The sequence below is a fragment of the Rhodococcus sp. 14-2470-1b genome, assembly GCF_002259415.1.
Taxonomy (GTDB): domain Bacteria; phylum Actinomycetota; class Actinomycetes; order Mycobacteriales; family Mycobacteriaceae; genus Rhodococcoides.
Genome location: NZ_NPFY01000019.1, coordinates 172,911 through 186,844 on the forward strand (window position 1 = coordinate 172,911; position 13,934 = coordinate 186,844).

General features: G+C 65.7%; 13 protein-coding genes and 1 riboswitch. Of the genes, 8 read left to right on the plus strand and 5 right to left on the minus strand.

Annotated features, from left to right (window positions below):
• The first annotated feature begins 22 nt into the window (after positions 1 to 22).
• Together CH293_RS15115 and fgd are read left to right on the plus strand one after the other, a co-directional pair.
• The gene (locus CH293_RS15115) at positions 23 to 391 is read left to right on the plus strand and encodes a YidH family protein (RefSeq protein ID WP_094720678.1); all 369 of its coding nucleotides are present in this window, start codon (positions 23 to 25) and stop codon (positions 389 to 391) included.
• Positions 392 to 454: 63 nt separating this feature from the next.
• Positions 455 to 1,468, plus strand: coding sequence for a glucose-6-phosphate dehydrogenase (coenzyme-F420) (gene fgd / locus CH293_RS15120; protein WP_037107569.1), 1,014 nt, complete (start codon positions 455 to 457; stop codon positions 1,466 to 1,468).
• A 75-nt stretch (positions 1,469 to 1,543) separates the two neighbouring features.
• Here the strand turns inward: fgd and CH293_RS15125 are convergent, their stop codons facing one another.
• Positions 1,544 to 2,059, minus strand: coding sequence for a nitroreductase/quinone reductase family protein (locus CH293_RS15125; protein WP_094720679.1), 516 nt, complete (start codon positions 2,057 to 2,059; stop codon positions 1,544 to 1,546).
• Positions 2,060 to 2,119: 60 nt separating this feature from the next.
• Here CH293_RS15125 and pta point away from each other — a divergent pair, with 60 nt between their 5' ends.
• Positions 2,120 to 4,195: a phosphate acetyltransferase gene (gene pta, locus CH293_RS15130; RefSeq protein ID WP_037107564.1), complete on the plus strand. Its 2,076-nt coding sequence runs from the start codon at positions 2,120 to 2,122 to the stop codon at positions 4,193 to 4,195.
• On the plus strand, positions 4,192 to 5,418 hold the full coding sequence (locus CH293_RS15135; RefSeq protein ID WP_094720680.1) for an acetate kinase: 1,227 nt from the start codon (positions 4,192 to 4,194) through the stop codon (positions 5,416 to 5,418). Before pta ends, CH293_RS15135 begins: the two co-directional genes overlap by 4 nt.
• Here the strand turns inward: CH293_RS15135 and CH293_RS15140 are convergent.
• The 3 genes from CH293_RS15140 to CH293_RS15150 are packed head-to-tail and all read right to left on the minus strand — an operon-like array spanning position 5,407 to position 10,164.
• Positions 5,407 to 7,821 carry a serine/threonine-protein kinase gene (locus CH293_RS15140; RefSeq protein ID WP_255122869.1) on the minus strand — a complete coding sequence of 805 codons (2,415 nt, stop codon included), beginning with the start codon at positions 7,819 to 7,821 and terminating at the stop codon, positions 5,407 to 5,409. The genes CH293_RS15135 and CH293_RS15140 overlap by 12 nt on opposite strands.
• Before the next feature lies 1 nt (position 7,822).
• The gene (locus CH293_RS15145) at positions 7,823 to 8,851 is read right to left on the minus strand and encodes a glutamate ABC transporter substrate-binding protein (protein WP_094720681.1); all 1,029 of its coding nucleotides are present in this window, start codon (positions 8,849 to 8,851) and stop codon (positions 7,823 to 7,825) included.
• A complete protein-coding gene (locus CH293_RS15150; protein WP_255122870.1) occupies positions 8,848 to 10,164 on the minus strand; it encodes a hypothetical protein in 1,317 nt (438 codons plus the stop codon). The genes CH293_RS15145 and CH293_RS15150 overlap by 4 nt, the downstream gene beginning before the upstream one ends.
• Positions 10,165 to 10,236: 72 nt before the next feature.
• Here CH293_RS15150 and CH293_RS15155 point away from each other — a divergent pair, with 72 nt between their 5' ends.
• Positions 10,237 to 11,076: an NUDIX hydrolase gene (locus CH293_RS15155; RefSeq protein ID WP_094720682.1), complete on the plus strand. Its 840-nt coding sequence runs from the start codon at positions 10,237 to 10,239 to the stop codon at positions 11,074 to 11,076.
• On the opposite strand, the gene thiE is transcribed toward CH293_RS15155, so the two are convergent.
• Positions 11,073 to 11,753 carry a thiamine phosphate synthase gene (thiE, locus tag CH293_RS15160; RefSeq protein ID WP_094720683.1) on the minus strand — a complete coding sequence of 227 codons (681 nt, stop codon included), beginning with the start codon at positions 11,751 to 11,753 and terminating at the stop codon, positions 11,073 to 11,075. The genes CH293_RS15155 and thiE overlap by 4 nt on opposite strands.
• Positions 11,754 to 11,782: 29 nt before the next feature.
• Positions 11,783 to 11,895, plus strand: a riboswitch (TPP riboswitch).
• Here thiE and thiO point away from each other — a divergent pair.
• The 3 genes from thiO to CH293_RS15175 all read left to right on the plus strand — a co-directional run bounded on the left by thiO (position 11,895) and on the right by CH293_RS15175 (position 13,904).
• Complete coding sequence (gene thiO, locus CH293_RS15165; protein WP_094720779.1) at positions 11,895 to 12,965, plus strand: glycine oxidase ThiO; 1,071 nt, start codon at positions 11,895 to 11,897, stop codon at positions 12,963 to 12,965. (Overlaps the previous riboswitch by 1 nt.)
• On the plus strand, positions 12,962 to 13,159 hold the full coding sequence (thiS, locus tag CH293_RS15170) for a sulfur carrier protein ThiS (protein WP_019663278.1): 198 nt from the start codon (positions 12,962 to 12,964) through the stop codon (positions 13,157 to 13,159). Before thiO ends, thiS begins: the two co-directional genes overlap by 4 nt.
• Positions 13,152 to 13,904, plus strand: a complete 753-nt coding sequence (locus CH293_RS15175) for a thiazole synthase (protein WP_094720684.1) — start codon at positions 13,152 to 13,154, stop codon at positions 13,902 to 13,904. The genes thiS and CH293_RS15175 overlap by 8 nt, the downstream gene beginning before the upstream one ends.
• Positions 13,905 to 13,934 lie beyond the last annotated feature (30 nt).

The window sequence follows — 13,934 nt, forward strand, 5'->3', positions numbered from 1 at the left end:
CGCGTCCACCCGATGGTGCATCATGTGGAGTGTGACCGACGAGCCGCCTGCTGGACCCGCCACCCGTCCGGACGAACGATTCACCCTGGCCAGCGAACGCACCTTCCTGGCGTGGATGCGCACGTCGCTCGGCTTGCTCGCAGGCGGTATCGCCATCGTCCACCTCGTTCCCGACTTCAGCACGGGGTGGGTGAGAACGACACTCGGACTGGTGTTGATCGGGTTGGCGGCCTCGGCCGCGGCCGTCGGATTGCGACGTTGGTCGAAAGTCCGCCGGGCACTCGAAGCCGGAGCGCCGATGCCCGACGCCAAGGAACTCTGGGTGTTCGCCGTCGGAATCGGTGCAGTTGCCGTCCTGGCCGGAATTGTCACGGTGCTGGGGATCCGCTAGCCCACCGTTTCCATCGGGAGTGCACAATCGAGGTACTAGTGACTTTCGACGAGGGAGTAGCGCGTGGCACAGGCTTTGAAACTCGGATACAAGGCGTCGGCAGAGCAGTTCGGTCCACGTGAACTCGTGGAACTGGGCGTACTCGCCGAGCAGCACGGCATGGACTCGGCGACGGTCAGCGACCACTTCCAGCCGTGGCGTCACGAAGGCGGACACGCACCGTTCTCGCTCGCATGGATGACGGCCGTCGGCGAGCGAACCACGACCATCCAGCTCGGCACCTCGGTCCTCACCCCGACCTTCCGCTACAACCCCTCCGTCATCGCGCAGGCATTCGCCACGATGGGCTGCCTGTACCCGGGACGCATCATGCTCGGCGTCGGCACCGGCGAAGCACTCAACGAAATCGCCACCGGATTCACCGGAGAATGGCCCGAATTCAAGGAACGCTTCGCGCGCCTCCGCGAATCCGTGCGCCTGATGCGAGAACTGTGGCTCGGTGATCGCGTCGACTTCGACGGCGAGTACTACACCACCAAGGGTGCATCGATCTACGACGTCCCCGAAGGCGGAATCCCCGTCTACATCGCTGCGGGCGGACCCGTCGTCGCCCGGTACGCAGGCCGCGCAGGCGACGGCTTCATCTGCACCTCCGGCAAGGGCATGGAGCTCTACACCGACAAGCTGCTCCCCGCCGTCGAAGAGGGCGCAGGCAAAGCCGAACGCGACGCAGGCGACATCGACAAGATGATCGAAATCAAGATCTCCTACGACACCGACCCGGACCTCGCGCTGGAGAACACCCGATTCTGGGCGCCACTGTCACTGACCCCGGAGCAGAAGCACTCCATCGACGACCCGATCGAAATGGAGAAAGCAGCCGACGAACTGCCCATCGAGCAGGTCGCCAAGCGGTGGATCGTCGCCTCCGACCCCGACGAGGCCGTGGAGAAGGTCAAGCAGTACACCGACGCGGGCCTGAACCACCTGGTCTTCCACGCTCCCGGACACGACCAGAAGCGCTTCCTCGAACTCTTCGAGCGCGACCTGTCCCCGCGGCTTCGCAAGTTGGGTTAGTTCGGCCGCTCCCCGCCGGCATGGATGTTCCACCGCAACGCGTAGACGGTTGCGGTGGCACATTCATGCGGGTGGTCAGGGATGCACGGCCGCCAGTTCGAACATGCGCATGTCCCGGTCGGTGCGGTTCTTGTACTCCCCGTAGACGCGGACCATGTCGTTGAACGCCGCGTAGATGCGAGCTTTCTCCGCGCCGACGACGGGGGTGGCGGTGACGGGGATCTTCCTGCCCCCGATGGCGACGGTGGCGTTGGGGTCGGCGAGGAGATTCGACGTCCATGCCGGGTGGTGCTGTTGCCCGAAGTTGCTGCCGACGACGTACAGCTTGTCGCTCTCGCGGTAGTAGAGCAGTGGCGACGTCCTGGGTCGGCCGGATTTGCGGCCGGTCGTCGTCAGGAGCACGACGGGTGCAGCGATGGGACCGAGGATCGTGAATCGGCCGTTCGTTCGCTCGAGCAGCCTGCGGTCGACGCCTGCGAGATTTCGGATCACCCACGATCCGGGTTTGGTCGCGGCGAACGCGACGGCGGGTGTGCGGATGAAGCTCGTTTCGCTGCCCCAGCGCACATCGGGAAACGGTGATTCGGCCATGACCGATCTGACTACCGCAGGTCACCTTCTGTCAACAGTGGAACCAGTACGCTGACTCCCATGGCCGAGCCTGCATCGAGCATCTACATCGCCTCACCCGAGGGCGACACCGGTAAGTCGACCATTGCACTCGGAGTGCTCCAGATGCTGTGCGCGTCTGCGGCCCGGGTCGGTGTCTTTCGGCCCATCGCGAGGTCGACGACGGAAACCGACTACATTCTGGAACTTCTCGTCGATCACACGACGGCGGATCTGTCCTACGAGCAGTCGCTCGGCGTCACCTACGAGGCCGTGCACGCCGATCCCGACGCCGCTCTCGGTGAGATCGTCGCACGCTTCCACGACGTCGCCGCGCAATGCGATGCCGTGGTGATCGTCGGCAGCGATTTCACGGACGTCGGCAGTCCGTCGGAGCTGAGCTTCAACGCCCGTGTCGCTGCCAATCTCGGTGCGCCTGTGCTGCTTGCACTTCGAGGTTCGGAACGGTCGACGGGGGAGATCGTCCAGTTGGCACAGTTGTGTCAGGCCGAGCTTCGCCAGCACCACGCGCACCTCGCCGCGATCGTCGCCAATCGATGCGACCCCGACAAGCTCGACGAGGTGACCGAAGCGTTGACACCGCTCGGAGTGCCGGCGTGGAGCCTGCCGGAGATCCCGCTGCTGATCGCTCCGACGATGGCCGAGCTGCTCGAGGCCGTCGACGGAAAGCTCTACAGCGGAGACCCCGAGCTCATGCAGCGCGAAGCTCTTCGGGTCATGGTCGGCGGTATGACGGCCGAGCACATCCTCGAGCGTCTGACGGATTCGGTGGTCGTCATCGCCCCGGCCGACCGCTCGGACGTGCTACTGGCACTGGTCAACGCCCATGAAGCAGAGGGCTTTCCCTCGCTCGCCGGCATCATCATGAACGGGGGCATCGAGCCGCACCCGGCGATCGCCAGGCTCGTGTCCGGTCTCGGACCCAAACTGCCGATCCTGACGACCGATCTCGGTACGTTCGACACCGCCTCCGCGGCCGCGAAAGCACGTGGCCGGGTGGCCGTCGGCTCGCAGCGCAAGGTGGACACCGCACTGAGCCTGATGGAACAGCGCGTCGACGCACGGGCCCTGCTGGATCGGCTGGAGCTGAGCATCCCGTCGATCACCACCCCGCAGATGTTCGAATATCAGCTGATTCACCGGGCTCGTGCCGATCAGAAACACATCGTGCTCCCCGAGGGCGGAGACGACCGCATCCTGCGTGCGGCGGGCAGGCTGCTGCAGCGGCAGGTGGCCACGTTGACGATCCTCGGCGAGGAAGGCCCCATCCGGCGTCGCGCTGCGGAACTCGGTGTCGACCTCGGTGACGCGCAGGTGCTCGACCCCAAGACCTCGGATTACGCCGAGGACTTCGCCGCCGAGTACACCGAACTACGCAAGCACAAGGGCATGCGCATCGAGCGGGCACGCGAGATCATGACCGACATCTCGTACTTCGGAACCATGATGGTGTACAAGGGAATTGCCGACGGCATGGTGTCGGGTGCCGCCCACACCACAGCTCACACGATCCGTCCGTCGTTCGAGATCATCAAGACGGCCGACGGCGTCGACACCGTCTCGAGCATCTTTCTGATGTGCCTGTCCGACCGCGTTCTCGCCTACGGCGACTGCGCTATCGTGCCGGACCCGACGGCCGAACAGCTCGCTGACATCGCGATCTCGTCGGCGACGACATCGGCTCAGTTCGGTATCGAGCCCCGCATCGCGATGCTGTCCTACTCCACCGGGGACTCGGGAACCGGCGCCGACGTCGACAAGGTGCGCGAGGCCACCAGGCTCGTGCGTGAACGAAACCCGGAACTGCTCGTGGAGGGTCCGATTCAGTACGACGCAGCGATCGAGCCGTCCGTCGCGAAGTCCAAGCTGCCCGATTCCGACGTCGCCGGCCGCGCAACGGTGTTCATCTTCCCGGACCTCAACACGGGAAACAACACCTACAAGGCGGTGCAGCGGAGTGCGGGTGCCGTCGCGGTCGGGCCGGTCCTGCAGGGTCTACGCAAACCTGTCAACGATCTCTCTCGCGGCGCACTCGTCGAGGACATCGTGAACACCGTTGCCATCACGGCTATCCAAGCACAGGGGCAGCAGGCATGAGCGTTCTCGTCGTCAACTCCGGCTCGTCGTCGGTGAAGTTCCAATTGGTCGAACCCGAGACCGGCCGGTCCGTCGCCTCCGGGCTGGTCGAGCAGATCGGGGAGCCGGAAGGCCGCGTCGTCCTCGAGTTCCACGGCGAGGAGACCGAGAACCGCCGGGAGATAGCCGATCACGGTGTCGGTCTCGCCGTCGCGTTCGACATGCTGGAGAACGCAGGAGTGGAGCTGGGTTCCGACGTGACGGCGGTGGGCCACCGCGTCGTACACGGCGGTGAGATCTTCTATCGGCCGACACTGATCGACGACGAAGTGGTGAAGCCGATTTCCGACCTCAGTGCGCTTGCGCCGCTGCACAATCCACCGAACGTGCTCGGTATCGAGGTTGCCCGCGAGCAACTGCCGTCGATCCCGCACGTCGCCGTGTTCGACACCGCGTTCTTCCATTCGCTGCCCGCCGCCGCGGCCACGTATGCGATCGACCGAGAGGTGGCCAGGAAGAACGGGATCAGGCGCTACGGCTTCCACGGCACGTCGCACGAGTACGTCTCCGGTCGGGTGTCGGAGTTCCTCGGCCGAGACGACCTGAACCAGATCGTGTTGCACTTGGGCAACGGAGCGTCGGTGTCGGCTGTCCGCAGCGGCGTTCCCATCGACACGTCGATGGGTCTGACACCCCTGGAAGGCTTGGTCATGGGCACTCGCAGCGGTGACATCGACCCCGGCGTCGTCATGCACCTGCGGCGCAACGCGGACATGGACGTCGACGCGATCGATGAATTGCTGAACAGGCATTCCGGGCTCAAAGGACTGGCAGGTGTCAACGACTTTCGAGTGCTCGCTCAGAAGATAGACGATGGTGACGACAATGCCGCACTCGCCTACGACGTCTACATTCACCGACTCCGCAAGTACATCGGTGCGTACATGGTGAATCTGGGCCGTCTCGACGCCATCACGTTCACGGCAGGCGTCGGCGAAAATGCCTCCGCTGTGCGCGCGGACGCACTGGCATCCCTGGAAGGGTTCGGCATCGTCGTCGACCCCGAGCGAAATGCCGTACGCAGCAAAGACGCTCGCGTGATCTCGGCCGATGACTCGGCGGTGACCGTCCTCGTCGTCCCGACCGACGAAGAACTCGCCATCGCCCGCGCCACCGAACAGGTCGTGTCGGAGCAGAACGTGTCAGAGCAGAACGTGTCAGAGCAGAACGTGTCAGAAGAGTGACTGTGGCCTGATGGCGTTGGCGAGGTCGACGAGCGTGTAGCGGTGCGCGCGGTCGGTCGCGTTCCGGGCAAGGGCGCGTAGCCCGGTCTCGGTGCCCGAGCGCAGGCCCGTCTCGGTGAACGGAGCGCCGAGAATCGGCTCACGTTCGGCTTCGACAGCCTGACCGGACCGAACCCAGTCCATTGCCATCGCCAACACCAGCGTGCGCATCTGCAACGCTCGTGGTTCTCGCCGCGGGAGCATGGCGACACGTCTCGCGGCCTCGCGGAAGTCGTCCTCCTCGAGGTCGGGGGACGGCCGATCCATCAACAGCGTCAGCACACTCGTCATACGAGCGACGGCGTAGTGCCGCGAGCTGATGGGAACCTGATCCAACACTCCGACAGCCGCGGTGGGGTCGCTGCGGTACATCATCTGGCGCGCAAGGCCGAAGGCGGAGCTGACGACGGCGCGGTTGGTGCGCCACACCGAGAGATAGTACGACTCGGCGCAGGCCCGCCACTTCTCGCGCTCTTCCGGATCCTGGACCGACGTGCCCTCCATGATCAGCTCGGCGCTCGCCGCCAGGGCAATCTTGGGCGCCAGCTCACCCGGCATCGCATCCAGAACGTTCTCGAAATGTGTGGATGCATCCGAGAACTCGGTGCGCAACAGGTCGAGAAGGCCGGAGTACCACTCGACGCGCCACGGATCGGGGCCGTCGGTGATCACCTGGTTCAGCACCGACTGCGCGGTCCCGGTATCTCCGAGGTCGATGTGCGCCTTCACCTCCGCGAGCGTGATCTCGAGCCCGCCCGGCGATCCGTCGGCAAACCTCTCGATACCGTTACGGCGCGCGTGCGCAAGGGAATCCAGCGTCTGCTGCGGTTCGCTGTGCACCGCCGCCGCCAGCAGAGGCGCACTCGGATCGAGTGGATCGACCAGTGGAACAGGAAGAGCAGAGACGACGTCGCGAGCGCTTATCCTGTCGCCGCGCACCTTGCCGTCGACGTACGTGTCCGTGCGCCCGACGGACTCCTCGGTGCCGAACGTGGTGCGCGGCGGACTGAACGCCGTCGACAGGCCTGGACGTTCCGTTCCGGTCTGCAGAGACAGAATTTCCCGGAGCACACCGGTGGCTTGGCTGGCCAGCACATCCGCGGTGGAGAAACGCTGTGCTGGATCGGGATTAGTGGCACGCAGCAGCAATCGATGGAACGAGGGGTACTTGCGGAGCAGTTCGTGATCGTCCGGCGACGGTATGCCCGGGTCGTACTTCCCCTTCGTCTGAGGCATGTCCAGAGTGAGAACCGCCAGCGTGCGCCCGACGGTGTAGATGTCCGATGCGACCGTCGGGCCGGTCTCGACGATCTCCGGTGCCTGATACCCGGCGGTGCCGTAGAGATACCCGAAATCCTCGATACCCGCGACCGCGCCGAGGTCGATGAGCTTGATCTGATCGTCGGTGACCATGATGTTCTCGGGCTTGAGATCGTTGTACACCAACCCGATGGAGTGGAGGTAGGACAGCGCGGGCAGTACTTCCAGAACGTAGGCGATGGCTTGTTCCACCGGCATCCGAACCCGCGCACCCGACTCCGCGTCCTTGCGCGAGGACAGGATGTCGCGCAGCGAACGCCCACCCACGTACTCCATGACGATGAACCCGATGCGGGTGCCGTCGGTGCGTGGCTGCTCGACGAAGTTGTAGATCTTCACGACACCCGGATGCGCCACCTCCGCGAGGAATTGACGCTCGGCTACGGCGACCGCGTGGGCTTCGTCGTCGCCGAAGTGCAACAGACCCTTCAACACCACCCAGCGATCGCTGACATTGCGGTCGATGGCCAGGTAGATCCAACCGAGACCACCGTGAGCGATGCACCCCTGCACCTCGTACTGCCCGACGACGAGATCGCCCGGCTCGAGCAACGGCGTGAAATCGTACGTCGAACCGCAGTGAGGACAGATCCCCGACGGCATGTCCGGCTCGCCATCGGCGCTGCGGCCTACCGGTGAATTGCATTTCCAGCAGAACCGTTTGCGTTGCGGAACAGTGGGATCGGACATCACCGCCGTCGCCGGGTCGACGGGATCGACGCGAGGAATGTCCACCAGGCCTGCGCCGAGGCGTCGGCGAGGATCCGTTCGATTCGACCGACTCGGCCTCGTCCTCCCGGACGTGCGCGACGAACGAACCTGCGATACAGGAGAAGCCTGGGTTCGGTCGGCGGCCTGGGTTCGGTCGGCGGCCTGGGTGCGCTCGGATGCTTCGGTTCGGGCGACTGCTTCGGTTCGGGCGACTGCTTCGGTTCGGGACACTGCTTCGGTTCGGGACACGGCTTCGGTTCGGGACACGGCTTCGGTCCGCTGTGAGGGTGCGGTGGCTCGACCGGTCGGGGTCTCGGGGTCTCTGGTGCTCATGTCAGTCCACGTACTGGGGGAACGGCGGGCCGGGCGAGCTGCCCAGGACGGAAAGCCAACGGTTGTAGAGGCGGTTCCAGGTTCCGTCACCGCGGATTCGCTCCAGGGTGCCGTTGACGAACCGCACCAGATCCTCACTCTCCTTCTTGATTCCGACACCGTACGGTTCGGGGCTCAGGCTCTCGCCGACGAGTTCCAGGTACGGGTCCTGGGCGGCGAGGCCGGCGAGGATGGTGTCGTCGGTGCTGATGGCGTCGACCTGGCGCTGTTGGAGGACGACGAGGCAATCCGACCACATCGCTGCCGTGGTGATCTGCGCTGTCGGGACGATGCGTTGCAGCCGTCGCAGCGACGTCGTTCCGTCCACCGCGCACACTCTCCGGTTCGCCAGGTCCGCAACGCCGTTGATGCCGGAATTCTTGACCGCGAGCACCCTGTGCTGCGCCTGGAAGTACACCGTCGAGAACGACACTTCCTGTTTGCGCGCGCAGGTGATGGTCATTGTCTTGACTACGACGTCGACCGTCGAGTTCTGCAGTGCCTCGATGCGTTCCGCCGAGGTCAGGATGCGAAAGTCCACTCGATCCGGATCGCCGAACAGGTCGCGGGAAATCTCGCGCGCGATGTCGACGTCGAAGCCGACGAGTTTGCCGGTCATCGGATCACGAAAGCTGAAAAGGTTGCTGCCCGTGTCGAGACCGACGATCAGACGGCCCCGCTCGCGGATCTGGTCGACGGTCGGAGACGGAGGCGTGCTCTCCGGGGCCGGACCGGACTGTCCTGAACCGAACTGTCCTGAACCGAACTGTCCTGAACCGAACTGCATGGGACGAAGACTGGCCGTCGGGCGCGCGCACTGAGGGTCGGGAGAGTCGACTTCCGGTGCATCCGTGGCGGGCCCCGCTCCGTCGGGCATGGGCGGTTCGGTGTAGCTGATGTCCGGCTCGGGCGGCAGCGCCTCCGGTGCAACGCAACTGGTGGTGAGCAGACCCACGAGGATCGCAGCGACGACGAGAAGGGTTCGGTTCACAGGTACTCACGCAACCTTGGAACGAGACCGCCTGCGACACCCGCCGCAGCGGCGATCGTGAGGACGATGGCTCCGGAGCTCAACGCGACGAGAGAGGTCTTGGCCCGCTCGACGTTGCCTCGAAGCTCGGTACGGCCCTGCTCGATACCGGCGATCAGCATGTCGTCGAGAGCCTTGAACTGAACCGCGGAATCCGCGACGCCGCTTCCCGTCGCGATGGTGACGGCGGTGTTGAAATCGCCGACGGCCAAGGCGTCGTCGATCCGTTGGTGCGCGGTCTTCCACTTGGCCAGCGACTCCGTCATCGCCGTATCACCGTGGAACAGATCGGCCAGTTGCTGCGTGTTGTCGTTGAATTCGGCGTCGTACTCGCGTGTGCTGCCGCGGCGCACGAGGTTGAGCGTCTCGTCGGACCTCGCCTGCTGAGCGAGGATGAACCCCGTGGTGAGCTTCTGCAACGGGGTGACACCACGGTCGAGCGCACGATCGGTCGCGGTCGCGGAGATGAGCCCGGCCACGAGCATCCACCCGAGGAGCACCGTCACCAGACCGGACGCCGTGAGAAACCCCCAGTTCAGCGTCCGGTGCGTGCGCCGCGACAAGTACATCTGTGCCAACACCAGCAATCCGAGGACGACGATGATCGTCGCGATCGCGAACACCGGTGGGTGCACGAATCTTTCCTGATCGGCCGACACCCGCGACGCCTGTGCCGTGTACAGCCCTTCGGCTCGCGGGAGCAGCGAGGTCTGCATCAGCGTGGACGCCTCACCGAGATACGACGATCCGACGGGGTTGCCACTTCGATTGTTGGACCGGGCGGTCTCGACGAGGCCCGTGTACACCGGCAGTGCCGCACCGATCTCCGTGAGAGCTTCCCTGGCCTCGGTGTCGGACTCGCCGAGGCCACCGGACGCACGAATCAGCTCGGTGCCTGCGTCACCGATGGCCTGCGCATACCGGTCACGCACCGCCTGAGGTTCCAGGCCACCCGAGATGAATGCCGTCGACGCCGCGGCATCCGCGACCGACAGGGCGCCATACAGGTTCTGCGCGGAATTGGCCAGCGGCTCGGTGCGCACCAACAACGAATCGAGAGTGGACTCGCGATCGGACACAGCCTCGCTCGTCACGAACCCCGTCGCGACCAGCAACACGATGAGCAGACCGCCCATGGCGATCATGCGCGCAGGCGTCGACCGTGCCAGGCGCCGCAACTCGCGCCGCGAGTCGCTCTCCGAGGCCGTGGTGGCCGTCGTGGGAGGTACGGCAGCAGTAGGTGTAGTGCCGACCACGTTCACAGGTTCGAGCATATAAGTTTCCGCCCGCGGTGCGTACGTGGACGGCGAACACACCGAAGGTCCAGTCCCCTAAGGTGTGGAGGTATGCGCGGCGACGGTGACGGGTGGGTAGTCGGGGAGAACGGCACGCGGCACTGGGGAAGGTACGGAGCCGCAGGTCTGCTCCTTCGTGCGCCGTCCGCGGACGGCGAGCCGACAGTACTGCTTCAACACCGCGCCCTCTGGAGCCACCAGGGCGGTACGTGGGCGCTTCCCGGCGGCGCGAAGGACTCGCACGAGAGCGCAGTGACGGCCGCCGTACGCGAAGCCGACGAAGAAGCAGGAATCGGCGCGGCTCGGCTGAACGTCCGCGGAGAGAAGCTCACCGCGACGGCTCCCAGTGGCTGGACGTACACCACCGTCGTCGCCGACACCGACGCACAGCTGCTCACCACCCCGAACGGTGAAAGCACCGAACTGCGTTGGGTTCCTGAAAGCATGGTCGACGCACTACCGCTGCACCCCGGCTTCGCGGCGAGCTGGCCCACCCTGCGGACCGAACCCCTGCGCGTCCTTCTGGACACCGCAAACGTGCTCGGCTCCCGCCCCAACGGCTGGTGGAAAGACCGCAGCGGCGCAACAGGAGACCTGTTGACCTCTCTCGCCGACGCGCTGCCACGCACCGTCGAACTTCCGGGCGGCACCTACGGGTGGCTCACCACCATCGAAGCCGTCCTCGAAGGCGACGCGCGCGCTGCCCGATTCGACGACGCCAGAGTCCCCGTCATCCATGCGTCGGGCAGCGGCGACGACGAACTCGCCAGGCGCGCACACGACGGCAGCGCGTTGACCGCGCTCGTCACCGCGGATCGCGGCCTGAAAGAACGGCTTCCGACGGCGGTGCAGGTGCTCCCGCCGTCGACTGTCCTCGGCTGGTTGAGCTAGTTGCTCTTCAGCTTCTCCGCCAGCGCCTGAGCTGCAGCCTGCGGGTCGCGGGCCTGTGTGATGGCGCGGACGACGACAACACGGTCCGCGCCGGCCGCAAGAACCTCGTCGACGTTGTCGGCGTCGACTCCGCCGATGGCGAACCATGGCCGAGACGGAGCCGAGTCGGCCGTGCTGCGCAGAAGTTCCAGACCCGCAGCCTTGCGATTCGGTTTCGTCGGCGTCGCCCACACGGGCCCGGTCGCGAAGTAGTCCACACCGTCCTCGATGGCGGCAAGACTCGCCTGGCTACGGTTCTGCGTCGAGCGCCCGATCACCACGTCGGGTCCCAGAATCTGCCGCGCGTAATGCACCGGCAGGTCGCCTTGGCCCAGATGCAGGACATCGGCGTTGGATGCCAGCGCCAGGTCCGCCCGGTCGTTGACGGCCAGCAGCGCGCCATGACGCCGTGTCGCCGCGGACAGAACGGCCAGCGCAGCCAGTTCGTCCTTGGCCTCCAGCGGACCGAACTCGCGCTCACCGGCGGAGTTCTTGTCGCGAAGCTGAATGATGTCGACGCCGCCGGACAGTGCCGCCTCGGCGAACTGAGCCAGATCGCCGAGCTCGCGCCTGGCGTCGGTGCACAGGTACAGGCGGGCAGAGTTCAAGCGTTCACGGGAGCTCTGAGTGGGATGCACGTCTCCAGACGGTAGTCTTCTCGTCGGAAAGACAGATACACGGGAGTCCCGAGGTACGCGGGGCTGAGAGTGGACACGCCCGTCCTTACCGTCAATACCTGAACCGGATCATGCCGGCGCAGGGAGTGAGGGTGGTTCTCGGTGAAGTTCGAACAGTCGCAGCTCGGAACTCTCGCTGTCGTCGGAGGCGGTGTCATCGGCCTGGCCGTCGCAGCCAGGGCGCAGCGCGACGGGTGGTCGGTGCAGCTCTACGACCCGAACATCGGGTCGGGCGCGTCCTGGGTGGCGGGCGGAATGCTCGCGCCGCTGTCCGAGGGATGGCCAGGCGAACACGAACTTCTGCACCTCGGAGCGCACTCGCTTGCCCGTTGGCCTGAATTCGCACGCGAGCTCGGAGTCGACGTGTTCACCGCATCGGGCTCCCTGACCGTCGCACTCGACGCCGCCGACGCCCAGGATCTGCGGACCATCGCAGAATTCGTCGGCGCACACGGGCATCAGCTGGACATCCTGAACCGGGCGGAGATCCGCGAACTCGAACCATCGCTCGCGCAGAACATCCGCCTCGGGCTTCTGGCGCCGACGGAACTGGCCGTCGACAACCGCGCCCTCGTCGACGCACTGACAGCATCCGCAGCCGGCGTCGACTTCGTCGCCGAACGGGTGACCGACCTCGACGCCCTGACCGCCGACCGAATCGTCGTCGCCGCCGGAGCGCAGGTCCCCGCCCTTCTCCCGGACATCCCCGTCCGACCCGTCAAAGGCGAGATACTCCGACTCAGACGACGACCCAGCGCGACGGCACCGCCCAGCCGAACCATCCGAGGCAGCGTCCACGGCCGCCCCATCTACCTCGTGCCACGAGGCGACGGCCTCGTCGTCGGCGCCACCCAATACGAATCCGGCCACGACACCCAGGTCACCGTCGCCGGAGTCCGAGACCTCATCGCCGACGCCGAACGCCTGATGCCCAGCATCGGCGAATACGAACTACACGAAGCCGCCGCCGGACTGCGCCCCATGAGCCCCGACGGCCTACCGCTCGTCGGCCGCATCTCCGAACGCGTCATCGTCGCCGCCGGGCACGGACGCAACGGAATCCTGCTGACACCCATCACCACAGACGCTGTCGCCGCACTACTCACCGGCGACACACTCCCCGAAGCCAAGGCTGCAGATCCAGCCCGATTCGAGACAGGAAGGCACCGATGATCACCGTCAACGGCGAAGAACACGCACTTTCCGAGGGGCTGACGATGCGTCGACTCCTCGCCGATCTGTCCATGCCGGACACGGGCATCGCCGTCGCCGTCGACGGAACAGTCCTGCCGAAGAGTCGATGGGACGCCACCACTGTCGAACCCGGCTGGACCATCGAAATCCTCACCGCGGTGCAGGGTGGCTGACGTGCTGACGATCGCGGACAGAACCTTCGAATCCCGACTCATCATGGGCACCGGGGGAGCGGCGAACCTGACCGTCCTGGAAGAGGCGCTGGTGGCGTCGGGCACCGAGCTGACCACCGTGGCCATGCGACGCGTCGACGCCGCAGGCGGCACCGGTGTCCTCGATCTACTGCGCAAGCTCGACATCGCACCCCTGCCCAACACCGCCGGTTGTCGCGGCGCCTCCGAAGCCGTTCTCACCGCACAGCTCGGACGTGAAGCGCTCGAAACCGACTGGGTGAAGCTCGAAGTCATCGCCGACGAGCGAACACTGCTGCCCGACGCCATCGAATTGGTCAAGGCCGCAGAGCAACTCGTCGACGACGGGTTCAACGTACTCCCGTACACCACCGACGACCCCGTCCTGGCACGCAGACTCGAAGACATCGGCTGCGTCGCCGTCATGCCACTCGGTGCACCGATCGGCACCGGTCTCGGCATCTCCAACCCGCACAACATCGAGATGATCGTCGACGCGGCAGGCGTGCCCGTCATCCTCGACGCAGGCATCGGCACCGCGAGCGACGCAGCCTTGGCGATGGAACTCGGGTGCGACGCAGTCCTTCTCGCCACCGCCGTGACCCGCGCCAAGGACCCCGCACTGATGGCGTCGGCGATGCGGCACGCGGTGAGCGCCGGCTTCGAGGCCCGCCGCGCGGGCCGCATTCCCAAGCGTTTCTGGGCTCAGGCCAGCTCCCCTATGTGAGTGGTCATCCGAAAGGATGAGTCGAGTCGA

Excerpts from the sequence above, each read along its gene's own strand:
- CH293_RS15125 (WP_094720679.1), bottom strand. The coding sequence starts at position 2,059 with ATGGCCGAATCACCGTTTCCCGATGTGCGCTGGGGCAGCGAAACGAGC.
- CH293_RS15150 (WP_255122870.1), bottom strand. The coding sequence starts at position 10,164 with ATGCTCGAACCTGTGAACGTGGTCGGCACTACACCTACTGCTGCCGTA.
- CH293_RS15155 (WP_094720682.1), top strand. The coding sequence starts at position 10,237 with ATGCGCGGCGACGGTGACGGGTGGGTAGTCGGGGAGAACGGCACGCGG.
- CH293_RS15140 (WP_255122869.1), bottom strand. The coding sequence starts at position 7,821 with ATGAGCACCAGAGACCCCGAGACCCCGACCGGTCGAGCCACCGCACCC.
- pta (WP_037107564.1), top strand. The coding sequence starts at position 2,120 with ATGGCCGAGCCTGCATCGAGCATCTACATCGCCTCACCCGAGGGCGAC.
- CH293_RS15115 (WP_094720678.1), top strand. The coding sequence starts at position 23 with ATGTGGAGTGTGACCGACGAGCCGCCTGCTGGACCCGCCACCCGTCCG.
- CH293_RS15135 (WP_094720680.1), top strand. The coding sequence starts at position 4,192 with ATGAGCGTTCTCGTCGTCAACTCCGGCTCGTCGTCGGTGAAGTTCCAA.
- thiS (WP_019663278.1), top strand. The coding sequence starts at position 12,962 with ATGATCACCGTCAACGGCGAAGAACACGCACTTTCCGAGGGGCTGACG.